Source organism: Streptomyces sp. SS1-1 (genome assembly GCF_008973465.1).
GTDB lineage: Bacteria > Actinomycetota > Actinomycetes > Streptomycetales > Streptomycetaceae > Streptomyces.
In genome coordinates, this window is sequence record NZ_WBXN01000004.1 from 1445198 (window position 1) to 1467583 (window position 22386).

General features: G+C 73.1%; 21 protein-coding genes. 9 read left to right on the forward strand and 12 right to left on the reverse strand.

Going from position 1 to position 22386, the window contains the following annotated elements; all coding sequences use genetic code 11:
• Positions 1–16: 16 nt before the first annotated feature.
• On the forward strand, positions 17–802 hold the full coding sequence (locus F8R89_RS07735) for a DUF72 domain-containing protein (protein WP_151783262.1): 786 nt from the start codon (positions 17–19) through the stop codon (positions 800–802).
• Here F8R89_RS07735 and F8R89_RS07740 read toward each other — a convergent pair.
• The gene (locus F8R89_RS07740; RefSeq protein ID WP_192806066.1) at positions 790–1161 is read right to left on the reverse strand and encodes a GntR family transcriptional regulator; all 372 of its coding nucleotides are present in this window, start codon (positions 1159–1161) and stop codon (positions 790–792) included. The two genes, F8R89_RS07735 and F8R89_RS07740, sit on opposite strands and share 13 nt — an antisense overlap.
• A 70-nt stretch (positions 1162–1231) precedes the next feature.
• Between F8R89_RS07740 and F8R89_RS07745 the strand changes: the two genes are divergently transcribed.
• Both F8R89_RS07745 and F8R89_RS07750 read left to right on the forward strand, forming a co-directional pair.
• Positions 1232–2161 carry a GNAT family N-acetyltransferase gene (locus F8R89_RS07745; RefSeq protein ID WP_151783263.1) on the forward strand — a complete coding sequence of 310 codons (930 nt, stop codon included), beginning with the start codon at positions 1232–1234 and terminating at the stop codon, positions 2159–2161.
• Positions 2142–2645, forward strand: a complete 504-nt coding sequence (locus F8R89_RS07750; RefSeq protein ID WP_151783264.1) for a DUF402 domain-containing protein — start codon at positions 2142–2144, stop codon at positions 2643–2645. The genes F8R89_RS07745 and F8R89_RS07750 overlap by 20 nt, the downstream gene beginning before the upstream one ends.
• Before the next feature lie 4 nt (positions 2646–2649).
• On the opposite strand, the gene F8R89_RS07755 is transcribed toward F8R89_RS07750, so the two are convergent.
• The gene (locus F8R89_RS07755; RefSeq protein ID WP_151783265.1) at positions 2650–3264 is read right to left on the reverse strand and encodes a class I SAM-dependent methyltransferase; all 615 of its coding nucleotides are present in this window, start codon (positions 3262–3264) and stop codon (positions 2650–2652) included.
• Between the two features lie 145 nt (positions 3265–3409).
• On the opposite strand from F8R89_RS07755, the gene F8R89_RS37090 reads away from it, so the two are divergent.
• Positions 3410–3544: a hypothetical protein gene (locus tag F8R89_RS37090; protein WP_151783266.1), complete on the forward strand. Its 135-nt coding sequence runs from the start codon at positions 3410–3412 to the stop codon at positions 3542–3544.
• A gap of 28 nt (positions 3545–3572) precedes the next feature.
• On the opposite strand, the gene F8R89_RS07765 is transcribed toward F8R89_RS37090, so the two are convergent.
• Positions 3573–4022, reverse strand: a complete 450-nt coding sequence (locus F8R89_RS07765) for a GNAT family N-acetyltransferase (RefSeq protein ID WP_151783267.1) — start codon at positions 4020–4022, stop codon at positions 3573–3575.
• A 164-nt stretch (positions 4023–4186) separates the two neighbouring features.
• Between F8R89_RS07765 and F8R89_RS07770 the strand changes: the two genes are divergently transcribed.
• Positions 4187–5218: a lytic polysaccharide monooxygenase gene (locus F8R89_RS07770; RefSeq protein WP_151783268.1), complete on the forward strand. Its 1032-nt coding sequence runs from the start codon at positions 4187–4189 to the stop codon at positions 5216–5218.
• Positions 5219–5292: 74 nt separating this feature from the next.
• On the opposite strand, the gene F8R89_RS07775 is transcribed toward F8R89_RS07770, so the two are convergent.
• Positions 5293–6159: an esterase/lipase family protein gene (locus F8R89_RS07775; RefSeq protein WP_151783269.1), complete on the reverse strand. Its 867-nt coding sequence runs from the start codon at positions 6157–6159 to the stop codon at positions 5293–5295.
• A gap of 178 nt (positions 6160–6337) precedes the next feature.
• Positions 6338–6784 carry a MarR family winged helix-turn-helix transcriptional regulator gene (locus tag F8R89_RS07780; protein ID WP_151783270.1) on the reverse strand — a complete coding sequence of 149 codons (447 nt, stop codon included), beginning with the start codon at positions 6782–6784 and terminating at the stop codon, positions 6338–6340.
• A gap of 84 nt (positions 6785–6868) precedes the next feature.
• Between F8R89_RS07780 and F8R89_RS07785 the strand changes: the two genes are divergently transcribed.
• Positions 6869–7243: a cupin domain-containing protein gene (locus F8R89_RS07785; RefSeq protein ID WP_151788029.1), complete on the forward strand. Its 375-nt coding sequence runs from the start codon at positions 6869–6871 to the stop codon at positions 7241–7243.
• A 2-nt stretch (positions 7244–7245) separates the two neighbouring features.
• Here the strand turns inward: F8R89_RS07785 and F8R89_RS07790 are convergent, their stop codons facing one another.
• Positions 7246–8220, reverse strand: a complete 975-nt coding sequence (locus F8R89_RS07790; protein WP_151783271.1) for a DNA polymerase thumb domain-containing protein — start codon at positions 8218–8220, stop codon at positions 7246–7248.
• A complete protein-coding gene (locus F8R89_RS07795) occupies positions 8217–11726 on the reverse strand; it encodes a DNA polymerase III subunit alpha (RefSeq protein ID WP_151783272.1) in 3510 nt (1169 codons plus the stop codon). Before F8R89_RS07795 ends, F8R89_RS07790 begins: the two co-directional genes overlap by 4 nt.
• Positions 11727–11882: 156 nt before the next feature.
• Between F8R89_RS07795 and F8R89_RS07800 the strand changes: the two genes are divergently transcribed.
• Complete coding sequence (locus F8R89_RS07800) at positions 11883–12926, forward strand: DUF3533 domain-containing protein (RefSeq protein WP_151783273.1); 1044 nt, start codon at positions 11883–11885, stop codon at positions 12924–12926.
• Between the two features lie 58 nt (positions 12927–12984).
• Here the strand turns inward: F8R89_RS07800 and F8R89_RS07805 are convergent, their stop codons facing one another.
• The 3 genes from F8R89_RS07805 to F8R89_RS07815 form a co-directional block, all read right to left on the reverse strand.
• The gene (locus F8R89_RS07805) at positions 12985–14067 is read right to left on the reverse strand and encodes a S1 family peptidase (RefSeq protein ID WP_151783274.1); all 1083 of its coding nucleotides are present in this window, start codon (positions 14065–14067) and stop codon (positions 12985–12987) included.
• Between the two features lie 402 nt (positions 14068–14469).
• The gene (locus F8R89_RS07810; RefSeq protein ID WP_151783275.1) at positions 14470–15375 is read right to left on the reverse strand and encodes a S1 family peptidase; all 906 of its coding nucleotides are present in this window, start codon (positions 15373–15375) and stop codon (positions 14470–14472) included.
• A 519-nt stretch (positions 15376–15894) separates the two neighbouring features.
• Complete coding sequence (locus F8R89_RS07815; RefSeq protein WP_192806067.1) at positions 15895–17133, reverse strand: DUF5685 family protein; 1239 nt, start codon at positions 17131–17133, stop codon at positions 15895–15897.
• A gap of 313 nt (positions 17134–17446) precedes the next feature.
• Here F8R89_RS07815 and F8R89_RS07820 point away from each other — a divergent pair, with 313 nt between their 5' ends.
• Positions 17447–17884 carry a cell division protein SepF gene (locus F8R89_RS07820; protein ID WP_151783276.1) on the forward strand — a complete coding sequence of 146 codons (438 nt, stop codon included), beginning with the start codon at positions 17447–17449 and terminating at the stop codon, positions 17882–17884.
• Positions 17885–17920: 36 nt separating this feature from the next.
• Here the strand turns inward: F8R89_RS07820 and F8R89_RS07825 are convergent, their stop codons facing one another.
• Together F8R89_RS07825 and F8R89_RS07830 are read right to left on the reverse strand one after the other, a co-directional pair.
• Positions 17921–19111 carry an acyl-CoA dehydrogenase family protein gene (locus tag F8R89_RS07825; protein WP_151783277.1) on the reverse strand — a complete coding sequence of 397 codons (1191 nt, stop codon included), beginning with the start codon at positions 19109–19111 and terminating at the stop codon, positions 17921–17923.
• A gap of 135 nt (positions 19112–19246) precedes the next feature.
• Entirely contained in the window at positions 19247–20851 is a 1605-nt protein-coding gene (locus tag F8R89_RS07830) for an MFS transporter (RefSeq protein WP_151783278.1), read from the reverse strand.
• Positions 20852–21305: 454 nt separating this feature from the next.
• Here F8R89_RS07830 and F8R89_RS07835 point away from each other — a divergent pair, with 454 nt between their 5' ends.
• Positions 21306–22328, forward strand: a complete 1023-nt coding sequence (locus F8R89_RS07835; protein WP_151783279.1) for a phosphatase PAP2 family protein — start codon at positions 21306–21308, stop codon at positions 22326–22328.
• The last annotated feature ends 58 nt before the right edge of the window (positions 22329–22386 follow it).

Genomic DNA, 22386 nt, shown 5'->3' on the forward strand with positions numbered 1-22386 from the left:
GTGTTTTGATGGGTGTATGACCTTGTTCGTCGGCACCTCGGGGTGGCAGTACCGGGACTGGCGGGGCGTCCTGTACCCGGCGGACGTGCCCGTGCGGCGGTGGCTGGAGGAGTACACGGCCCGGTTCGCCACGGTCGAGCTGAACAACGCCTTCTACCGGCTGCCGTCGCGCGAGAACTTCGAGGCGTGGCGGGAGCGGGTGCCCGACGACTTCGTGGTCGCGGTGAAGGCGAGCCGCTATCTGACCCACATCAAGCGGCTGAAGGACCCCGAGGAGCCGGTGCGCCGGCTGATGACCCACGCCGAGGGCCTCGGCGGCCGGCTGGGCCCGGTCCTGCTGCAGCTGCCGCCGACGCTGCGGGCGGACGCCGGGCTGCTGGACGCCTGCCTGGCGTGCTTCCCGGCCGGCGTCCGGGTCGCCGTGGAGCCCCGGCACGACAGCTGGTGGACGCCCCTCACGCGGGGCGTCCTGGAGACCCGGGGCGCCGCCCTGTGCTGGGCCGACGTGGGGTCGCGGCCGGTGACCCCGCTGTGGCGCACCGCGGACTGGGGGTACGTCCGCTTCCACGGGGGCCGCGCCCGGCGCCGGCCGCACTACGGCCGGCAGGCGCTGGAGACCTGGGTGGGGCGCCTTTCCGGCACCTGGTCCGCCGGCGAGGACGTGTACGCGTACTTCAACAACGACCCGACGGGCGCGGCGGTCGAGGACGCCATGACGTTCGCGCGGGCGGCGCGCAGGGCGGGCCGGGAGCCGACCCGGACGCCGGAGCGCCTGCTGCGCCCGGCGGCTCAGTCCTCGTAGGCGGCCCGCAGCGCGTCCCGTACGGCCTCGAGCGCCGCGTCCTCGTCGAGGCCGAGCCGGCGGACCCGCTCGGCATAGCCCTGGGCGGCCGACGCGGCCTCGCGTTCGGCGGCGGAGCCGGCGGCCGCCACGAACGTGCCGTTGCGTCCCCGTGTCTCGATCACCCCGTCGTTCTCCAGCGCCCGGTACGCCTTGGCGACGGTGTTGGCGGCCAGCCCCAGGGACTGGGCGAGCCCGCGCACGGTGGGCAGCCGGTAGCCCACCGGAAGCACCCCCGACCGTGCCTGCTCGGAGATCTGCGCCCGCACCTGCTCGTACGGCGCGACGGCACTGTCGTCGATGTGGATCTTCAAGGTCACAGGCCGATTGTCCCGTACCCGCCGGAAAATGGGAGGCACCCCCGGCAGGTCCCCGTCTAGCGTGCGCGCCATGACCGTGATCGTGCGCGACCTCCGTATCGAAGACCCCGGCGACGTCGGGCGGTTCGTCCACTGCCGGCGCCTCGCCCTGCCGCACATGCTGTGGAACGAGGACGCGGTCCGGCACCATCAGACGCACACCCACCCCGACGCCCACTACCGCTCCCTGGTGGCGGAGGAGGACGGCGAGACGATCGGCACGGCCCAGACCGGGCTGGCGTACGACAGCCCGGAGCCGGGCCAGGGGTACCTCAACATCTATGTACGGCCGGACCGTACGGGGCGCGGCGCGGGCGGGCTGCTGGTGCGGGTCGCCGAGGAGCACCTGGCGGCGCGGGGTGCGACCAGGCTGTTCTCCTGGGTGCTGGACGAGCCGGGGCACCGGGCGTTCGCCGGGCGCCGCGGCTACCGGCCCAGCCGTTCCTCGCACTTCCTGCGGCTGGACCTGGGCGGCGGGGCGCTGCCCCCGCTCCAGGATCCGCCGCCCGGCGTGGAGCTGCGCACGGCGGCCGACTTCGCGGACGACCCGCGCCCGCTGTTCGTGCTGGACACCGAGGTGACCGCGGACGAACCGAGCGATGTGCCCGCCGAGTTCACCGACTACGAGGCGTGGCTGCGGGAGACCTGGCGGCATCCGCTCCTCGACCTCGGCCTCAGCTCGGTGGCGGTGGCCGACGGCCGTCCCGTGGCGTTCAGCCTCGCGCACACGGACGGCACGGCCCGCTACGCGACGGCCATGACCGGGACCGCGCGCTCCTTCCGCGGGCGGGGCCTGGCCCGGCTGGTCAAGAGCCATTCGCTGCACCGCGCCCGTGCCGCGGGGTACGAGGAGGCGCTGACCGGCAACGACAGCGACAATGCAGCCATGCTGGCAGTCAACCGCCGGTTCGGGTACGAGATCCGCGCGACGGAGGTGCGGCATGTCCGTGAACTCGGCTGACCGGCCCGTCCGGCTGGACGTGGTGCTCGTCAAGGGCGGGCGTACGAAGATCCGTTACGCGGCGGAGCTGCTGGACGACGACGGCGTCCGGGTCGCCGTCCGCGCCCCGTGGGCGGGCTCCGGGGTCCGTGACTTCGGCTTCGTGCGCTTCGAGCCGGGCGACGTCTTCACCGAGTACTACTGGCGGGACCGCTGGTACTCGGTGAAGGAGGTCCGCGCCGCGTCGGGCGCCCGCAAGGGCTGGTACTGCGACGTCACCCGCCCGGCCACGCGGTCCGGCGGCGAGCTGGTGGTGGAGGACCTCGACCTGGACCTGTGGTGCTCGGCCGACGGGGCCGAGGTGCGCCGGCTCGACGAGGACGAGTTCGCCGAGAGCGGTCTGACCGAGGCGGACCCCGAGGCCGCCGCCGCGGCGGTCGCCGCGCTGGACGAGCTGGAGGCGCGCGCGAGGGGCGAGGGCGGCCTGGAGTCGCTGCTGCGGTAGACGGCTACGGGACGGCGACGACCGCGTACCGCTCGTCGGTCACGGTCCTCCCCCACAGCCGGGCGTCGTCCGACAGCCGCTCCACGCGGGCGTCCCCGGTGAGGGGAGCGAGCAGGCCGGTGAGCCGGTCGGCCGGTATGCCGACCGGGCTGACCGTGCCCCACACGCCTTCCACCAGCACCAGCCGTCCCCCGGGCCGCAGCAGCCCCACCCAGTGCCGCAGCACGCGCGCGGGGTCCGCCTGCGTCCACAGGACGTGCCGGACGAGTACGACGTCGAAGCGGTCCTCGCCGACCGGTGGCGCCGCCGCGTCACCGACGAGGAACACCGCGTCACGTCCGGCGAGCTTGGCGCGGGCGCGCTCCACCATCGCCGGGGACAGGTCCACGCCCGTCACGCGGTGTCCCTGCTCGGCCGCGAGCAGCGACAGACTGCCGGTGCCGCAGCCGACGTCGAGGACGTCGCCGGCGCGGGCGGGCAGCCAGGAGGCGAGCCGGTCCGCCCACGCCCGCCGCACCTCGGGGTCGCGCAGGCCGTGGTCGGGCTCGTCGTCGAAGGTGGGGGCGGCGGCGTCCCAGTCCGTGTACGCGCTGCTGAGGGGCTGTTCACCGTTCGTCATGGACCCAGCGTGACACCCGCCACTGACAACGGGATTCGTGACGGCCGCCACTGACAGGACCTGCGGCGATGAGGAACTCTCCCCGGACGCGTCTACCTCCGTGCCAACGCGGAACACGGTAGGCACTGCACTGAAGGAGGCAGCCATGCGCCGGACAACCGTGCAGAAGCCCCTGAAGAAGCCGGATGCCCGCAGGGTCCGCGAGGAGGCGGAGCAGTCCCCGTCGGGACGACCCGAGATCCGCAAGGACATCGCCCGCACCTGGTGGCCGGAAGGCTGAGACACGCCGTCCGCCGTACCGGGCCGGATCAGCCGAGCCGCTTGCGGTAGTGCAGGCGGTCGTAGGGACCGCTCACGCGCCGCTCGACGAGCTCGTAGCCGTACTTCGGGTAGATCCTCTGGTTCTCCCACATCATCGCGTTCGTGTACAGCCTGACCTCGGGCAGGCCGAGCGCACGCGCGTGTGCCTCGACGAACCGCAGCAGCCGTCCCCCGACGCCCTGTCCCTGGGCGTCGGGATGCACGGCGACGGTGTCCAGGTACAGGTGGCCGGGGTGCGCCTCGACCACGACCAGCCCGGTGACGGGCCGGCCCGTCACATACACCTTGCCCGCGGCCACGTTCGCCGTGTGGTCCGCCTCCATGGGCACGGGGACCACCCCGATGCGCTCGATGTACGGCGTGAACGCCGCGTCGGTCACCGCCTTCACGGCCGGCACGTCGGCGGCGGTGGCCGGCCGGATCTGCTCGCTCGTCATGGGACGACGGTAGCTACCTGATCCCAGGCTGAGCGGTCCCTTAAGGCGACCCTAAAGATCGCCATCAGGCCTCTCGGGCAGGCGATTTCGGCGTTCATCCGGGCTAACTTCTGATCGCCCCCACGGGATTCACCCCCTGCACCAGGCCCCTGAGGAGATCCGCCATGCCCGCACGCCGCAAGGCCGCCGCCGTCGCCGCGCTCGGTCTGACACCGCTCGCCCTGACCGCACTCGCCGCCGCGCCCGCCTCGGCGCACGGCACGATGGGCGACCCGGTCAGCCGGGTCTCGCAGTGCTACGCGGAGGGCCCGGAGAGCCCGAAGTCCGCCGCGTGCAAGGCGGCCGTCGCGGCCGGCGGCACCCAGGCCCTGTACGACTGGAACGGCATCCGCATCGGCGACGCCGGCGGCCGGCACCAGCAGCTGATCCCGGACGGGAAGCTGTGCAGCGCGGGCAACGAGGAGTTCAAGGGGCTCGACCTGGCCCGCGCGGACTGGCCGGCGACGAGCGTGAGCAGCGGGTCGTACACCTTCAAGTACCGGGTCACGGCCCCCCACAAGGGCACCTTCAAGGTGTACGTCACCAAGCCGGGCTACGACCCGTCGAAGCCGCTGGCCTGGGGTGACCTGGATCTGGCGCATCCGGTGGCGAGCGCCGTGGACCCGGCGGCGGAGGGCGGCTTCTACACGTTCTCCGGCACACTGCCCGAGCGGTCGGGCAAGCAGGTGCTGTACGCGGTGTGGCAGCGCTCGGACAGCCCGGAGGCGTTCTACTCCTGCTCGGACGTCACCTTCGGCGGAAACAGCGGGAACGGCGGAAACGGCGGAAACGGCGGCAGCGGTAGCGGCGGCACCGCGGGCGGCGGGTCCACGACGGCTCCCGAGTCGTCGCCGGCGCCGAGCGCTTCCGCGCCCTCCGAGGAGCAGATCGAGGCCGGTACGGAGAAGTCGACGGTCGAGCACGGCGGGCACGGGGACCAGGACGCCCGCACGTCGGCGGAGCCGGCCGCTGCCGGAGCGACGCCGTCCGTCGCGGCGAACCGGCCGAAGGCCGCGAGCGCCGGGGAGAACCTGGCGGAGACGGGAGGGGACGCCTCCACCGGGTATCTGGCGGTGGGCGGGGCGGCCACGCTGGCGCTGGGTTCGGCGGTCCTGTTCGCGTCGGTGCGCCGGCGGGCGGCGGGCGCCCGGCGCTGACCCCGGGACACCCCCTGGGTTCCGGGGCCTGAACGGCGGCTCAGGCCGGTCAGGCCCCGGCGGTGTGTCCGCGGTCAGCCGATCGCGGACGCACAGGTGGTCGGGGTGGCATGGGCCGGGTCGAGCGCGTTGGCCACCTCGTGGAAGGCGATGCGGTCGGTGAGGCCCACGAGGGCGTGTTCGGACAGGTCGATCGCGCACTTGTCCTGGATGAGGACGTTCTTCACGGAGGAGCCGGACAGGAACTGGGTGCGGTACGGGGTGACCACCTCGTCGTACTTGGTGGCGATGACGGTGTAGCGCACCCCGGGGACGGTGTCGCCGCCGGCGTTGAGCCGTTTCATGAAGTCGGACCCGGCGACCTGCTGGGCGAGGGCGGGGGTGGCGGCGTTCAGGAGGTCGCCGGCGCCGGGGAAGTACGGCAGCAGGTTGGCGAGCCCGGACAGGGTGGTGCCGTGGTTGTTGGGCGCGATGCCGACGAGGGCGTTCACCTTGGGGGCGCCGCCGAGGAACTTGAGGTAGTAGCGGGGCATCATGCCGCCCTGGGAGTGGCCGACGAGGTCGGCCTTGGCGGCGCCGGTGGCCGCGAGCACCTTGTCGACGAAGGCCGACAGCTGTTCGGCGGACTTGTCGATGGGCCCGAGGGCGTGGAAGAGCGGCACGCCCGGCAGCTGCCCGTAGTCGAGGGAGAAGACGCAGTAGCCCCGGTTTGTCAGATAGGGCGCTAGGAACAGCCAGTTGTCGACGGAGTTGGCGAAGGTGCCGTGCACCAGGACGACGGGGCGGGGGTGGGCGGCGGAGGGCTTGCAGGAGTAGTCGTTCCAGCCGCTGCTGGGTGCCGCCGCCGGGGCGGCCTGGGCGGCGGTGGCGGGGACGACGGCGACCGCGGCGGTCAGCAGCAGTGCGGCCAGCGGTCTGAGCACTCGTTTCCAGGGCAGCATCGGGTGATCTCCTCGCGGCTCAGGGGGGAGGTGCGACGGCCTTACGCCCTGTGATCCGGATCACGAAGGATGCTGTTCACTCGTCAAGTTACGGGCGAGTAGCACTCACTGGGAAGTTACGCGTCGGTAAAAACTTCCAGCGGTAGCCGGGGATCTGATAGGGACCCCTGACAGACCGTCACCAACCGGGACGGACCGGCCCGTCGGAGGCGATGCGCGTCAGCCCGTGCAGCAGGGCCCGCAGTTCCCCCTCGTCCAGCCGAGCCGCCCAGACCCCCACGGCCTGCGCCGCCGCCTCCTCGGCGGCGCGGGTGCAGGCCCACCCCCGCTCGGTGAGCACGACCAGCCGGGCGCGCGCGTCACCGGGGTGCGGGCGCCGCTCGGCGTAGCCCTTGCGCACGATCTCGTCGACGAGCTGGCTGGCGGCCTGCTTGGTGACGCCGAGATGGGCGGCCAGCTCGGTGACCGTGGCGCCGTCCGGGGCGAGCCGGGCGAACGCGAACCCGTGCGCGGGCCGCAGCCCTTCGAAGCCCCGGGCGACCACGCCGTCGTGGATGCGCCGGGTGAGGTCGCCCGCGGCGGCGAGCAGGGCGGCGGACAGGGCCATGGCGTCGGAGTTCTGCACGCAGGCATTGAAACACCCTTGCGCAATCGGTCAAGCTGCTTGACCATATAGTCAAGCAGCTTGACCATCATGGAGGAGTCCGTCATGCCCGTCGTCCGTCCGTCCGACGCCGTGGTGCACGAGATGCACGGCGCCCGTTTCGTCTCGTACGCCACCCCGCTCACCGGCAGCCGGGAGCTGTGCGCCTGGCGCGGCGAGGTGCCCGCCGGCACCCGCGCGCCCGCGCACACCGTCAGCAAGGAGGAGATCCTGCACGTCCTCGACGGCGAACTGCGCGTCACCCTCGACGGGGAGACGACCCGCGTCACCGCGGGCGACACGCTCATCGTCAACGCCGGCGCCACCCTCACCGTCGAGAACCCGGGCGCGCGTCCCGCGATCACCTGGGTGACCACGCTCGTCGGCCTGGAGGCCGAACTCGCGGACGGCACGCGCATCGCGCCCCCGTGGGCCCGCTGAGGTCACGCGGCCAGCGCCCCCGGCACCACCGCGCGCGCCCCGAACCTCGCCCGCACCCGGTCCGCGGCCTCCTCGACACGGCGTGCCTTCTCGTCCACCGGGTCGAAGGTGAGCTGGTACGAGGCCCGTTCGGCCGGGTCGAGGCCCTCGGCGCGCAGCGCGACCGCCCGGACGCGGGCGCGCTGGAATCCCAGGGCCTCGTACAGGCCGTAGGCGGTCCTGGTCAGAGCCGCCGAGTGGGCCGTCGGTTCGCTCAGGGTGCGGCTGCGGGTCGTGGACGAGCGGTCCGCGTAGCGCACGGTGAGGGTCAGGGTGCGGCAGACCTTGTCCAGGGCGCGCAGCCGGGCGCCCAGTTCCTCGGCGGCGGAGAGCAGGGCGCGGCGGTGCCGTCCGGGGTCGAGTTCGTCGCGGGGGAAGGGGCGTTCGGCGGCCAGCGAGCGGGACACGGCGTTCGGGACGACCCGGCCGCGGTCGACCCCGCCCGCCTTCTCGCGCAGTTCCCGGCCGGCCCGGGCGCCGATCAGCCGCTGGAGGGTGGACAGGGGCGCGGCGGCGACCCGGCCGAGGGTGTCGAGGCCGTACGCGCCGAGGGTGCGGGCGGTGGCCGGGCCGACGCCGGGCAGCGCGGCGACGGGCCGCTCGGCCAGGAACGCCGCGAGGGAGTCCGGCTCCGAGGGCGCCACTCCGGTCACGCCGGGCCGGGCGTCCCCGAGGGCCACGCGGGCCAGCATGGGGCCCGGGCCCGCGCCGATCGCGCAGTCGACCCCGTGGTGGGCGAGGGCCCGCACCCGGATCACCGACGCCAGCTCGACGGCGTCCCGGCCGAAGTACCGTTCGGCGCCGCGCAGATCGGCCAGCGCCAGGTCCGGGGGCAGCGCCTGGACGACGGGCGTGAAGTCCTCCAGCAGTCCGAGCAGCCCGGGCAGGGCCGTCTCGTCCCCGGTCGGCAGCTGGAAACGTACGCAGAGGATGGTCATCCCGCACTCCCCGGACTCTGGTGCCACAACTTCCGTCCACCCGCGGGCCCTTCGCCCGCGGGACGCAGATCGGCCCAGGGGTGCATCTCGTACCCCGTGGACATGCGGATCGTCCGCTGCCGTTCCATGCGGTCCTGGGCCGCGGAGCCGGCCGGCGCGGGCGCCCCCTCCGACCCGGCGAGCCTGCGGCGCGCCGCCCCCTCGCCGTCGGGGCCGCCGTCGGGGCCGCCGTCACCGGCCAGCCGGGCGGCGACGCCCTCCAGGCCCTCGGTCCGGCGCACCTCCAGCAGGTCCGCGAGGTTCCAGGCGGCGGAGCCCACGACGCTGAGGCTGCGCGGCCCGCGCCGCTGCACGACGCCCCGCACCAGCAGCAGCCAGGAGTGGAAGACGGTGTGGGCGCAGGCGTCGTGCGAGTCGTCGAAGAAGGCGAGGTCGACCAGGCCCGTCCCGTCGTCGAGCGTGCTGAAGATGACCCGCTTGCCGGACCGGATCGGCGGGGTCTGGGTGGCCGCCTTGGCACCCGCGACCAGCACGGTCTCCCCGTGCCGCGCCTCCCGCAGCCGGCGCGCGCCGACCACGCCCAGCTCCTGGAGGAACTCCCGGTGGTCGTCCATGAGATTGCGCGAGGCGTCCATCGACAGCACTCCCAGCTCGGCGCTGAGGCGTTCCTCCGAGGTCAGGTCGGGCAGCCCGGCCGGGGCCGTCCGCCGGCCGCCGGCCAGCGGGAGCTGGTCCCCGCCGCCGCCCCGGGCGCCCCGGTGCAGTTCGGTCAGGTGCAGTTGCAGGTCCCGCCGGTTGGCGCCGAACGCGTCCAGCGCGCCGACCTGGGCGAGCCGCTGGGCGAGCGGGCGGCTGGGGCGGGCCCGCTCCCAGAAGTCGAGCAGGGAGGCGTACGGCTGCCCGGCCGCGATCCGGGCCGCCTCGGCCTCGCTGATGCCGTGCACGTCGGAGAGGGCGAGCCGCAGCCCCCAGGTGCCGCCGGACCCTCCTGAATCAGACACCAGTTCGATCCGGTGGGTGACGCCGGAGACGTTCACGTCCAGCGGCAGGATCGGCACCCCGCGCCGCCGCGCGTCCGCCAGCAGCAGCCGCTTCGGGTACATCCCGGGATCGTGGGTGAGCAGCCCTGCGTAGAAGGCGGCCGGGTGGTGGGCCTTCAGCCAGGCCGACTGGTAGGTCGGCACGGCGAAGGCGACCGCGTGCGCCTTGCAGAAGCCGTACGACCCGAACGCCTCGACGATCTCCCAGGTGCGCCCGATGGTCTCCGCGTCGTACCCCTTGGCGGCCGCGTGCTGGGCGAACCACACCCGGATCCGCGCCTGCGACTCCGGGTCGGAGAGCCCGCGCCGCACCCGGTCGGCCTCGTCCCGTCCGCACCCGGTCATCAGGTGCACGATGTCGATGATCTGCTCGTGGAAGACGACGACCCCGTACGTGTCCCGCAGCGGTTCCGCCAGGTCCGGGTGCGGGTAGCGCACCGGCGCCCGGCCGTGCCGGGCCTCGATGAACGGCCGCACCATGTCGGCGGCGACCGGTCCGGGCCGGAAGAGCGAGATGTCCACGACGAGGTCGTGGAAGGTGGCCGGCTGGAGCCGTCCGACGAGGTCCCGCTGGCCCGGCGACTCGATCTGGAAGCAGCCGAGCGTCTCGGTGGACCGGATCAGCCCGTACGTCGCCGGGTCGCCGTCGGGCACCCCGTCCAGGTCGACCCGCTCGCCGGTGGCCCGCTCCACCTCGGCGACCGCGTGCGCCATCGCCGACTGCATCCGCACCCCGAGCACGTCGAGCTTGAGCAGCCCGAGGTCCTCCACGTCCTCCTTGTCGAACTGCGACATGGGCAGGCTCTCGCCGCTGGTCGGCACGACGGGCGTCCGGGAGTGCAGGGTGGCGTCGGACAGGAGCACCCCGCACGGGTGCATGGCGATGCCGCGCGGCAGGGCGTCCAGCGCCTCCACCAGTTCCCACAGCCTGCCGTACCGCTCCCGCTCCCCGGCCAGCCGGCGCAGCTCGGGCAGCTCGTCCAGGGCCGCGCGGGCGTCCCGGGCCCGGATGTGCGGGAAGGACTTGGCGATGCGGTCGATGTCGGCCGGGTCCATGGACAGGGCCGCGCCCACGTCCCGGATCGCGTGCCGCACCCGGTAGGTCTCCGGCATCGAGACGGTCGCCACGCGTTCGCTCCCGAACCGGTCGATGATCGCGCGGTACACCTCGAGCCGCCGCGCGGACTCCACGTCGATGTCGATGTCCGGCAGCACCAGCCGCCGCTTGGACAGGAAGCGCTCCATCAGCAGCCCGTGCTCGACGGGGTCGGCGTGCGCGATGCCCAGCAGGTGGTTGACGAGCGAGCCCGCGCCGGACCCCCGGGCGGCGACCCGGATCCCCATGTCCCGTACGTCGTCGACGACCTGGGCCACCGTCAGGAAGTAGGAGGCGAACCCGTGGTGGGCGATGATGTCCAGCTCGTGGTGCATCCGCTCCCAGTACGCCCGCCGCCCGTCGTAGCCACGCCGCACCATGCCGGCCACCGCCCGGGAGGCGAGCGCCCGCTGGGCGGAGCGCCGGCCGGCGCCGACGAGATACGGCTCGGGGAAGTGGACGGTGCCGATGCCGAGGTCGTCCTCGGCGTCGACGCGGCACTCGGCGGCGGTCGCCGCGGTCTGCTCCAGCAGCCGGCGTGCCGCGCCGGGACGGAAGCCCGCCGCCTCCACGACCCGTTCGGCGACCCGCTCCATCTCCTCGGGGTCCTTGAGCCAGGCCTGACCGGAGTCCCGTTCCCCGAGGGCGTCGACGGGCATGAGCCGCCGGGCGGCGTCCAGCACCTCGGCGACCGGTCCGAGGCCGGGGTCGGCGTACCGCACGGCGTTGCTCAGCACGGGCCGGATGCGCTGCTCGGCGGCGAAGCCCACGGTCCGGGCGGCGAGCCGCAGCGAGCCCGGCCCGGTGCCCTGGCGCCCGTGCCACACGGCCTCCAGCCGCAGGGCGTCGCCGTAGACCTCCCGCCAGGGCTCGAGCAGCCGGGCCGCCCGGTCGGGGCGGCCGGCGGCCAGCGCGCGGCCCACGTCGGACGCGGGTCCGAGCAGGACGGTCAGCCCGTCGCCCCGGTTGTCCGCCCGGGACAGCAGGGGCGGGCCGTCGCCGCGGTGGGCGGCGGAGACCAGCCGGCACAGGTCGGCCCAGCCGTGCGCCCCGTCCCGGGCGAGGAAGGTGACCCGCTGCGCGGGCTCGTCGACGAACGCGCCGCCGCGCACCGGGGTCCGCCGGCGGCCCGGGGCCTCCCCGCGCGGCGCGGCCTCCTCCACCGCCAGCTCCACGCCGTACAGGGGGCGCACCCCGGCGGCGGCGCAGGCCTTGGTGAAGCGGACGGCACCGGAGAGCGAGTCGCGGTCGGTGAGGGCCAGGGCGTCCATGCCCCGCTCGGCGGCCCGCTCGGCCAGCCGCTCCGGGTGGGAGGCTCCGTGCCGCAGGGAGAACCCGGAGACGGTGCGCAGATGCGTGAAGCCCGACACGCGCACCTCCTTCGCGGGCCCGAGATCGACCCTCGAACATCAGTTCCCTACTCCCTCACCATAAACCATCCCGGCCTCCTTTATCGAACACCCGTACGACACCTGTTCGGGCCTCCCCCACCTGCGCGGACGCCGCCGCCCACGGACCGTGGAGGCATGACGCACCCCATCCCCTTCCTCGCCGAGGTGAAGGAGGCCGTCACCCCCCGGGCCACCCTGCTCGTGGCCGGGGTGCTCGCCCTCAGCCTGCTCTTCATCACGTCCTACGTCGGCGCGCTCCACGACCCGAAGCCCAAGGACGTCCCCGTCGGTGTGGTGGCGCCCCCGGCGGTCGCCGGGCAGACGGTGGACCGGCTGGCCGGGCTACCCGGCAGCCCCCTGGACCCCCGCGCGCTCCCCGACGCGAAGACCGCCCGCGCCCAGATCCTGAACCGCGACATCGACGGCGCCCTGGTGATCGACCCGGCCGGCACCCGGGACACCCTCCTGGTCGCCAGCGCCGGCGGGAAGGTCCTGGCCCTCACCCTGACGACGGTCTTCACCGACCTGGAGCGGGCGCAGGGCCGCACCCTGCGCACCGTCGACGTGGTTCCGGCCGACCCCCAGGACGCCAACGGGCTCACGGCGTTCTACCTGGTCGTGGGCTGGTGCGTGGGCGGCTATCTGTGCGCGTCGATCATGACGATCAGCTCCGGCGCCCGCCGCCCCACCCCGCGGCGCACCCTGATCCGCCTCCTCGCGATGGCCGTCGTCGCCGCCGTCGCGGGACTCGGCGGCGCCCTGATCGTCGGGCCGATCCTCGGCGCGCTCCCGGGCAGCGTCCCCGCCCTGTGGGGCCTGGGCACCCTGACCGTCTTCGCGGTCGGCGCGGCCACCCTCGCCTTCCAGTCCCTCATCGGCCTGGCCGGTATCGGCCTGGCCATCCTGATCGTGGTGATCCTGGGCAACCCGAGCGCCGGCGGCGCCCTGCCGCCCCCGCTGCTCCCACCGTTCTGGAAGGACATCGGCCCCGCCCTGCCCCCGGGCGCGGGCACCTGGGCGGCCCGCTCGATCGCCTACTTCCGGGGCAACGACTCCACGGGCTCCCTGCTGGTCATGTCGGCGTGGGCGGTCGGCGGCGTGGTCGTCGCCCTGCTGGCGGCGGTCCTGCGGGGCCGGGAGCGGGACCCGGACCGGGCGAAGGCCGCCGGCGCCCCGTGAGGAGACACCGAAGAGCCCCGCCCCCCGACAGCGGGGGCGGGGCTCTCGTGGAGAGGCGTCAGCCGATCTCGGTACCCGTGGCGGACAGCGCCTCGGTCACCGGCTGGAAGAAGGTCTCGCCACCGGAGGTGCAGTCCCCGCTGCCACCGGAGGTGAGGCCGACCGCCTTGTCGCCGGAGAACAGCGAGCCGCCGCTGTCGCCGGGCTCGGCGCAGACGTCGGTCTGGATCAGGCCGTTGACGATGTCGCCGTTGCCGTAGTTCACGGTGGCGTCCAGGCCGGTCACCTTGCCCTCGTGCACCTGGGTGGTCGAACCGCTCCGGGTGACCGACATGCCCACGGTGGCCTCGGCGGCACCGCTGATGGCCTGAGCGGAACCGTTGTAGAGGTTCACCTCGCTCGGGTGGTCGACGTCGGCCGTGTACTTGACCAGGCCGTAGTCGTTGTCCGGGAAGCTCGAGTCCGCGTTGGTGCCGATCTGCTGACCGCTGGAGTCGGACCAGGTCGAGATGGACTCGGTGCAGTGCCCGGCCGTCAGGAAGAACGGCTCGCCGCCCTTGACGACGTTGAAGCCGAGCGAGCACCGCCCGCCGCCTCCGGTGATCGCGTCACCGCCCGCGATGAAGGGCTTGAACTCCCCCTTCGAGCGCTTCAGTTCGACCGTGGCGCCGAGCTTGTCCGCGACCTTGGTGAGCTTGGCCCACTCGGCCTTGGAGACCGTGCGGTCGGCGGTGACCACGACCTTGTTGGCGGTCGGGTCCGTCACCCAGGCGGTGCCCGGGATGGTGGCGTCCTTCTGCAGGGTGGTACGGGCGCTTCTGAGCTCGGCGAGCGAGTTCTGGACGACCCGCGCCTTGGCGCCGGCCGCCTCGACGGTGCCGGCGACGGCCTCGTCGAGGACGTTCACCACGAGGCTCTTGGCCTCGGCGTCGTAGTAGGTGCCCGCGGCGTCGGCGCCGAGGTCCTCCACGAGCGTCGAGGCGAGCTTTCCGGCCGCGCCGGCCGACAGGGTCTTCGGCGCGGACGCCTGCGGCGTCTCACTCGCGTTCGCGGACTGCAAGGTCACTCCCGCGGCGACCAGTGCGGCGATGCCCGCACCGGCCAGGGCGACACGGCGCCTGGGTATGCGTCGGTGCTTCAACTCACGTCCTCCTGTGGGGGGTCGGCCCGGGAGGTTGTGGGGACCTCGTCGGACCGGAAGGCGTACGGCCACGGGGGCGACTCACAACAAAAGCCACACCCGCGCCGGTTGAACACGCCTCACTATTCCTATGTTCGACAGGAGCACACAAGGTCGACTTCAGGACGGGCACAGAACGCACGCACACACCCCCCAACTTTTGACCATGCACAGTCACGCCTGTCGTGTTCGCTCAGCAAACACCGCGAGCGAGCGGGGCATCAGCAGCGGGTGAGGTCTACTCCTGTCCTGAAATCGCCCCTCTGTTGTGCGGGCACAACAACGAGCCCCCGCACGCGGATCGCGTGCGGGGGCTCGGCCCGATGCCGGGCGGACCTCACATGTGCCGTGCCGGCACGACGGTCAGTAGACGCTGACGCCGTAGGCGGACAGGGCCTCGGTGACCGGCTGGAAGAAGGTCGTGCCGCCGGAGGTGCAGTTGCCGCTGCCGCCGGAGGTCAGACCGTACGCCGTGCCGTTGCTGCCGTAGAGCGAGCCGCCGGAGTCGCCGGGCTCGGCGCAGACCGTGGTCTGGATCAGGCCGGAGACGATGTCGCCGCCGCCGTAGTTGACGGTCGCGTTGAGGGCGGTGACCCGGCCGCTGTGCGTCCCGCTGGTCGAGCCGTCCCGGATGACGGTCGTGCCCACGCTCGGCGTGGCGGCGCGGGTGATGTCCACGCCGTTGGCCGTGCCGGGCCGGCTGACGGAGCCGGTGTAGCGCACGATGCCGTAGTCGTTGCCCGGGAAGCTGGAACCGGCGGTCGAGCCGATGACCGTGCTGTGGGAGGAGTTGGACCACCAGGTTCCCGCGCCGTCGGTGCAGTGGCCGGCGGTCAGGAAGTACTCGTTGCCGCTGCTGTCCCGGACGTTGAAGCCGAGCGAACAGCGCCAGCTGCTCGCGTAGATGGCGTCCCCGCCCTGGATGAACTTCTGGAACTTGCCGGGGGTGCGCTTGATCGTGAGCGCGTCCGCGTTGGACCCGGCCTGCTCCTTGATCTTCGCTATCTCCGCCTGGGAGACCGTGCTGTCGACGGTCACCGTGACGCGGTTGGTCTTGCTGTCGACGGACCAGGCGGTGCCCGGGACGTCGGCCTTCAGCACGGAACTGCTGGCGCTCTTGAGCTGGGACGCGCTGAAGGTGGTGGGGGTTTCCGCGGCGGTCGCGTTGGGGATCGCGAAAGCCGCCGCGGCGACGAGTCCGGAGGACACGGCGATCAGCCGGGTCCGTCTGGTGATGCCGCCGCGGGGAGTGGTGCGCTTGATCCTCACGTTTCGTTCCCTCCAAGGGAAGTCGGGGGCCCGCGTGGGGTCGGGGCCGGTGAGGCGCAGTCAGCAGGCCGGATGTCCGGATTCCGAACATGCCGTGCCCCTGACAAGCGCTGAGGGGAGTATTCGGCCGAACGACCGGTCGGCACAAGGGTGCCTTTCGGCCGTCAACATTTGAACCGTGTATGTGTGTTGGCCAAGGCTGTCCGCATCGGCGCCGGTCAGAGCGGGTTGCGTGCCGCGCGTCCCCGGTGGCCCGCACAGGCGTGGAGAGACGCCCGGCGCCCGCACAAGAAGGGCGCGGGCCATGGTCCCGGCGGGGCGCCGCCCGCCGTCCGACCCCCGCTTCGGCACCCGGTGTGCACTCCCCCGGGACTCCCCGCGCCACGCGCCCCGCCGCGCATCGACCCGCCGGGCCCCGCTCCCGCGCGCGCCTCCGCCGACCGTCGAGTGGCCGGAATTAGCCCCTCCGGATGGCGCTCACGCCTTCCCCCGATCCGAACGCGAGGCCCTGGACGCCTCTCAACAACCGTCGCAAGGGCAGCAGCAGTCGCACCCGTCGCAGTCGCAGTCGCGGCAGCAGCCCTCGCGCTTCTTGCGGGACCACGGGCCCTCGTACTCCTTCGCGCAGCACAGCTTGCAGGTGCAGCACAGCAGCCAGAACATGCCGCAGCCCGCCCAGAAGCCGCGCCGTCCCTTCGGGGGCTGCGGAGCCGGTCCGCCCCCGAAGCCGCCGAAGCCGCCCCCGCCTCCACCGGGCGCGCCCCCACCCCCGGCGTACGGATTCCCGCCCCCGGCGTACGGGTTGTGCTGTGCGCCGTACGGACCCTGCTGCGCCGGCTGTCCATAGGAACCCTGCTGCGGCGGCTGTCCGTAAGGGCCCGGCTGGTGGGAGGAGCAGACCGGAGTCGTGCCGAACGCCCGGTCCACGGAGCGCCGCAGTTCGTGCACGAGCAGCAGGTGCGCGAGCCCGGGGTCGGTGAACTCCACCTCGCGCAGCGCCAGCCGTACCCCGTGCACGGCGTCATCGGCGAGCCGCCGCGCCTCCGCGAGCGAGGTCCCGGTCGCGGTCAGCGGGTTCCAGGCACCGGCCTCGGCGTCGGCCGCCAGGTCCTCCACCGCGTCCAGGAGGTGCGCCAGCCGCCCGAAGAGCCGGCCCGCCTCGGCCAGCGGCCCGGCGTTGCCCGGCCGTCCGGCGAGGACGGCGGTGTGCGCGAAGGCGGCTGCGGTCGCGGTCTCCGTCGGCTCGGTGACGGTCAGGATGGGAGTGCCCGGCCCGGCGAGCGTCTCGATGCCGAGCTGCCGGTCGACGGCGTCGACGAGGACACCCGTGTCGAAGCCGACGGCGGAGCCGGAGCGCAGCCCCGCCGCGCCCCAGCCCGCGGCCACCCGCCGCGCGGCGAGCGCCACCGGTCCGCGGGCCAGCAGCCCGTCCCCGTCGGCGACATGGTCGCGCACCTTCGCCGAGGCCAGCACCAGCGAGACCGCGGCCGCGAGCCGGGCGCCCTCACCCTGAGCGACGGACGCGGTGCGCATTCCGCGCAGCGGACACGGCCCCGCCGTACGCCGCAGCGCTCCGGACGGGTCGGACTGAGCCTCCGTCAGGACCGATATCAGCAGCCCGTCGTAGTTCGTGACCACCCGGGCCAGCTGCCCGTGGTCCCCGCGCAGCGCGAGGCACAGCCCGCACAGATGCGCCATCCATTCACTGGTGAACCGCTCTCCGAGCCGATGCCGACAGGGCCTGACCATTCCGAACATGACGCTCCCCCGAGGTTTTCCGGTGTGCCGGGCTGCCGCATCGTACCGGCCGCCGTGCCTTTCCCCCCGGGCGCGTCGTTCACCCGGACGCACCCCTCATCACCCGGACGCCGCGAAGAATCATATTTCACTCACAGTCAGCAGCCGTTTGTGGCACGCCCCTTGGGGGACACGGACTCTCGACGGATTCGCTGTGCACCAGTACCGTCACAAACCCCCCGCGCGGCGTCTATCCACTTGGCGCGACGTCCGCATCATGGATGACCATAGGGATGCGGAATGGAAAGAAAGACCGCTGTGAGAGGAGGCGTCCATGGGATCGGTGCGCAAGGCGAGTGCCTGGCTGGGCCTCGTTGACGACAACGATGACGAGCGTTACTACGACGACGACTACTCCGAAGGGACCGAAACCGGGGACGCCTGGGTCACCGACCCGCGGGTCAAGGTGGCCACGGACGTCGCCGAGGAGAAGGGCCGCCGGATCGGCACGGTCACCCCGGACAGCTTCCGGGACGCCCGCGCCATCGGCGAGCTGTTCCGGGAGGGCGTCCCCGTCATCATGAACCTCACGGCCATGGAGCCCGCCGACGCCAAGCGTGTCGTCGACTTCGCGGCGGGGCTCATCTTCGGCCTGCGCGGTTCGATCGACCGCGTGTCCAACCGCGTGTTCCTGCTGTCCCCCGCCGACACCGAGATCGTCAGCGGCGACCCGGCGGCGCACCGCGCGGACGGCTTCTACAACCAGAGCTGAGGCAGGGCCGCTCGCCGGCCCTGCCCCTCATGGGGTTCACCGGAAGGCGTCCAGCCCGGTGAGCGCCTTGCCCAGCACGAGCTGGTGCATCTCGACGGTGCCCTCGTAGGTGAGCACCGACTCGAGGTTGGTCGCGTGCCGCATGATCGGGTACTCGAGCGAGATCCCGTTGGCGCCGAGGATCGTCCGGGACATACGGCAGATGTCGATGGCCTCGCGGACGTTGTTGAGCTTGCCGAAGCTGACCTGCTCGGGACGCAGGCGGCCGGCGTCCATCCGCCGCCCGAGATGGTGGGCGAGCAGAATCCCCTTGTGCAGTTCGAGCGCCATGTCGGCGAGCTTGGCCTGGGTGAGCTGGAAGCCCCCGATCGGCCGGCCGAACTGCTCCCGCGTCCTCGCGTAGTCCACGGCGGCCTCGAAGCAGGACCGCGCCGCCCCCATGGCCCCCCACACGATCCCGTACCGGGCGTGCGAGAGACATCTGAGCGGGCCCTTCAGCCCGACGACCTCCGGCAGCACGGCGTCCGCCGGCAGCCGTACGTCGTCCAGGACCAGCTCGCTGGTGACGGAGGCCCGCAGCGACAGCTTGTGCTTGATCTCCGGGGCGGAGAACCCGGCGCTGTCGGCCGGCACGACGAATCCGCGGATGCCCTCGTCGGTCTGCGCCCAGACCACGGCGACCCCGGAGACGGACCCGTTGGTGATCCACATCTTGCGCCCGCTGAGCACCCAGTCCGCGCCGTCCTTCTTGGCGTAGGTGCGCATGGAGGCGGGGTCGGAGCCGTGGTCGGGCTCAGTCAGCCCGAAGCAGCCGATGACCTCGCCGGAGGCCATCCGGGGCAGCCAGGTCTGCTTCTGCTCCTCGCTGCCGAAGCGGTGGATGGCGTACATCGCGAGGGAGCCCTGCACGGAGACGAGGGAGCGGATCCCGGAGTCGGCGGCCTCCAGCTCCAGGCAGGCCAGGCCGTACTGCACGGCGGAGGCGCCGGCGCAGCCGTAGCCGGTGAGGGACATCCCGAGGGCGCCGATCCCGCCGAGCTCCCGCGCCAGCTCCCGGATTTCGGGCAGTTCGCCCTTCTCGTACCAGTCGGCGACATGGGGCAGGACCCGGTCCGCCGCCCACCGCCGCACGGTGTCCCGGACGGCCAGGTCCTCGGGTTCGAGCAGGTCGTCGATGCCGAGGGGGTCGGCGGGGTCGAACGGGGGCAACTTCACGGACGCGGACATGGGACACCCTCCGGCAGCACGAAAACTAGCACCGCTCATCATCATCGACTGGCCCGACGCTACGACGCGCTCCCCCGCACGTCCAGTGCGCACCAGGACCGCACGTCCGGTGCGCACCGGGACGGGCGGACCAGGTCAGGCGGAGACGCGGGGCTGCTCCACGGCCTCCCGCGGCTTGGGCACCTCGACGGGCGGGGCCTCGCACTGCATGACGCGGGGCAGGCGCAGCGCCATCACGGCCCCGAGCAGCAGCAGACCGGCGCTGACGAGGAGCGTCACATGCAGCCCGTGCACGAAGGAGTCCCGGGCCGCGTGCCGCAGGGCCAGACCCGCGCGGCCGCCGAGCTGCGTGGCGACCTCGTAGGCCTCGCCCAGGGAGTGGGAGGCGGACGAGGAGGCGGACGCGGGGACGCCGTCGACGCGGCTGAGGCCGGGCGCGTAGGCCGCGTTCATGACGCTGCCGAGCAGCGCGATGCCGATGCCGGCGCCAAGCTGGTAGGACGTCTCACCGATGGCCGCCGCGCCACCGGACTGCTCCTGCGGCGCCTCGGAGAGCATCGACTCGTACGCCCCGAAGAGCGTCGTCTCCAGTCCGAAGCCGAGCAGGACGAAGCCGGCGACCATGAGGGCGGAGTTGTCGGTCCGTCCCATGAAGGTGAGCAGCACCACGGCGGCGGCCGTCAGGCAGAAGCCGAAGCACACCATGGCCCGCGGCCCGAACCGGCGCAGCATCCGCGCCCCCGCGAGCCCGGCCGCCATCGCGGCGAAGGTCAGCGGGAGCAGCCGCAGCCCGGTCTCCAGCGGGGACAGTCCGAGGACCAGCTGGAGGTACTGCGCCGCGATCAGTTCGAGGCCGACCAGGGCGAGCATCGCCAGCACGATGCACCCGACGGACGTGCTGAACGCGGGCCGGGCGAACATCCGGAGGTCCACCAGCGGGTACGTGCGCCGTCGCTGCCGTCGCACGAAGAGGACCAGCAGGGCCGCGCCGGCCAGGAGCGGTGCGAGGGTGAGGGCGCTGACGGCGGGCTCCCCGCCGCCGAGCCGCTTCACGCCCAGCACGACGCCGAAGAGTCCGGCCGCCGCCATCAGGGCGCCGACGACGTCCCAGGGGCCCCGGCCGTCGCCCTTCGACTCGGGCAGCAGCAGGCGTCCCACCGGCAGGCTGACCAGCATGAGCGGGATGTTGACGAGGAAGACCGAGCCCCACCAGAAGTGCTCCAGCAGAAAGCCGCCGAGCAGGGGCCCGACCGCCGCGCCCACGGCGGCGACGGCACTCCAGATGCCGATGGCGAGGGCGCGTTCGCGCCGGTCGGGGAAGACCTGGCGCAGGATGGACAGGGTGGCCGGCATGATCATGGCGCCGCCGACGCCGAGCAGCGCGCGGGCGAGGATCAGCACCTGTGGATCGTGGGCGAGGGCGGCCAGGCCCGAGGCGAGGCCGAAGAGGCCGTACCCCAGGAGCAGCACGCGTCTGCGGCCCACCCGGTCGCCGAGCGTGCCGAAGAGGATCAGCAGCGAGGCGCAGACGAGCGGGTAGATGTCGACGATCCAGAGCAGTTCTATCGCGCCGGGTCGGAGGTCCTCGGTGACGGCGGGCACCGCCACGTGCAGGACGGTGGCGTCGACGGCGACCAGCAGCAGGCTGACGCAGAGGACGACGAGGACGACCCAGCGGTTGGCACCGGCCCCGGCCGCCCGACGGCGCAGCGCAGCGGCGGCCGTGGTCGTCCCGGACATGTACGTACCTCCCAGATGTTCCCTCGCCCCGGCGGGCTCACGGGGTGGGGACTCCCCGAGACTCGGCCGGAGCAAGCGGTGTCTCCGGCCCGCGCGACGAAGGGCGAGTGACTCGTCAGAGTACGCGAGTCCGCGGGGGCGCCGAGTGGCGGACCTCTCAGACCTCCGCCGCACCTCTGTGGCGTACGCCACACCATCGGCCGTACCGGCCCCCGTCCGGCCCACCCCGGAGGGTGATCGCCGGGTAAAGGTCACCCGATGCTCCGATGAGCGAATTCATACGGCGCGAATAACAAAGGGTCGCGGCAATCAATGGAATTGAAGGAGAGAACGCCCGCCGATTGGCGATTCACAGGAATTGCGGGCCCCGCTGAGAGGAATGCCACATCACATCGTCATCACAAAGACGTGGAATCGCCGTTGTACCCCGCTCACTCGCTGTAACGTCGATTGGGTGTGTACCGAACCAAAGCTGACCCGTCTGGACCGGGTCTTCGCCAGGCTGGACCGGGAGCCCGAACGCCCGGCCCACATCGATGTGCCGCGGATGACCCCGCACCGGGTCGTGCTGTTCGCGGCGGCCCTCGCCTTCTATGGGGCCATCGTGTGGGCCGTCGTCGTCACCTCGTGGCTGGTCCGGCTGGACTGGCAGGTCATGTTCTTCCGCCCGTACCAGCAGTGGGCCGAGATCCACGCCTTCGTCGACTACTACGTGGTGCTGGGCCAGCGCGGCCCCACCGCCGTGATGGTCGCCGCATGGCTGGGCTGGCGCTCCTGGCGGCAGCACACCCTGCGTCCACTGCTCGCCCTCGGCGTCTCCCTGCTGTTGCTGAACGTGACCGTGGGCGCCGCCAAGCTCGGCATGGGGCGTCTCGGACCGCACTACGCGACCACGATCGGCTCGAACGAGATGTGGCTCGGCGGCGATATATTTCCGAGCGGTCACACCGCGAACGCCGTGGTCACCTGGGGCATCCTCGCCTACCTGGCCTCCACCCCGAGAGCCCGCCGCTGGCTGTCCGCCCTGTCGGCGGTGACCTCGCTGGGCGTCGGCATGTCGACCGTCTACCTCGGTACGCACTGGCTGAGCGACGTGGTGCTCGGCTGGACCGCCGGCCTGCTGATCCTGCTCGCCCTGCCCTGGTTCGAGCCGCTGATCGCCCGCGCCGAGACCTGGCTGCTGGACCTGCGCGACCGCTGGCGGGAGCGCCGGGCGGCCGGCGCCGTGCCGGTCACGCCGGTCGAGGCCCCGGTGCTGCTGCCCTCGCGCCCCTCGGCCGCGGAGGAGGAGATCGCGGCCCGGGAGGCGGCCCATCCGTCCCGCTCCCCCCGGGCGCCGGTCTATCTGGCACCCGGACCGCACACCGCCCGCGCCGAGCGCGCCCCGGGGACGCCGACCGGGAGCCGCCGGCCGCCGCACACGGAGCGCACCACGCGCGGCGCCACCCCCACGGCCCGCCCGGTCACGGGCGGCTGACACCCCGCGTCACGGTCCGCGGGGTCCGGTACACACACATGACGTCCCGCGGCACGGC

Bases quoted from the DNA above. Each gene is read 5' to 3' on its own strand.
- F8R89_RS07830 (WP_151783278.1), bottom strand. From the start codon at position 20,851: ATGTCCGGGACGACCACGGCCGCCGCTGCGCTGCGCCGTCGGGCGGCC.
- F8R89_RS07785 (WP_151788029.1), top strand. From the start codon at position 6,869: ATGCCCGTCGTCCGTCCGTCCGACGCCGTGGTGCACGAGATGCACGGC.
- F8R89_RS07765 (WP_151783267.1), bottom strand. From the start codon at position 4,022: ATGACGAGCGAGCAGATCCGGCCGGCCACCGCCGCCGACGTGCCGGCC.
- F8R89_RS07820 (WP_151783276.1), top strand. From the start codon at position 17,447: ATGGGATCGGTGCGCAAGGCGAGTGCCTGGCTGGGCCTCGTTGACGAC.
- F8R89_RS07755 (WP_151783265.1), bottom strand. From the start codon at position 3,264: ATGACGAACGGTGAACAGCCCCTCAGCAGCGCGTACACGGACTGGGAC.
- F8R89_RS07790 (WP_151783271.1), bottom strand. From the start codon at position 8,220: ATGACCATCCTCTGCGTACGTTTCCAGCTGCCGACCGGGGACGAGACG.
- F8R89_RS07745 (WP_151783263.1), top strand. From the start codon at position 1,232: ATGACCGTGATCGTGCGCGACCTCCGTATCGAAGACCCCGGCGACGTC.
- F8R89_RS07770 (WP_151783268.1), top strand. From the start codon at position 4,187: ATGCCCGCACGCCGCAAGGCCGCCGCCGTCGCCGCGCTCGGTCTGACA.
- F8R89_RS07825 (WP_151783277.1), bottom strand. From the start codon at position 19,111: ATGTCCGCGTCCGTGAAGTTGCCCCCGTTCGACCCCGCCGACCCCCTC.
- F8R89_RS07775 (WP_151783269.1), bottom strand. From the start codon at position 6,159: ATGCTGCCCTGGAAACGAGTGCTCAGACCGCTGGCCGCACTGCTGCTG.
- F8R89_RS07800 (WP_151783273.1), top strand. From the start codon at position 11,883: ATGACGCACCCCATCCCCTTCCTCGCCGAGGTGAAGGAGGCCGTCACC.
- F8R89_RS07815 (WP_192806067.1), bottom strand. From the start codon at position 17,133: ATGTTCGGAATGGTCAGGCCCTGTCGGCATCGGCTCGGAGAGCGGTTC.
- F8R89_RS37090 (WP_151783266.1), top strand. From the start codon at position 3,410: ATGCGCCGGACAACCGTGCAGAAGCCCCTGAAGAAGCCGGATGCCCGC.
- F8R89_RS07735 (WP_151783262.1), top strand. From the start codon at position 17: ATGACCTTGTTCGTCGGCACCTCGGGGTGGCAGTACCGGGACTGGCGG.
- F8R89_RS07750 (WP_151783264.1), top strand. From the start codon at position 2,142: ATGTCCGTGAACTCGGCTGACCGGCCCGTCCGGCTGGACGTGGTGCTC.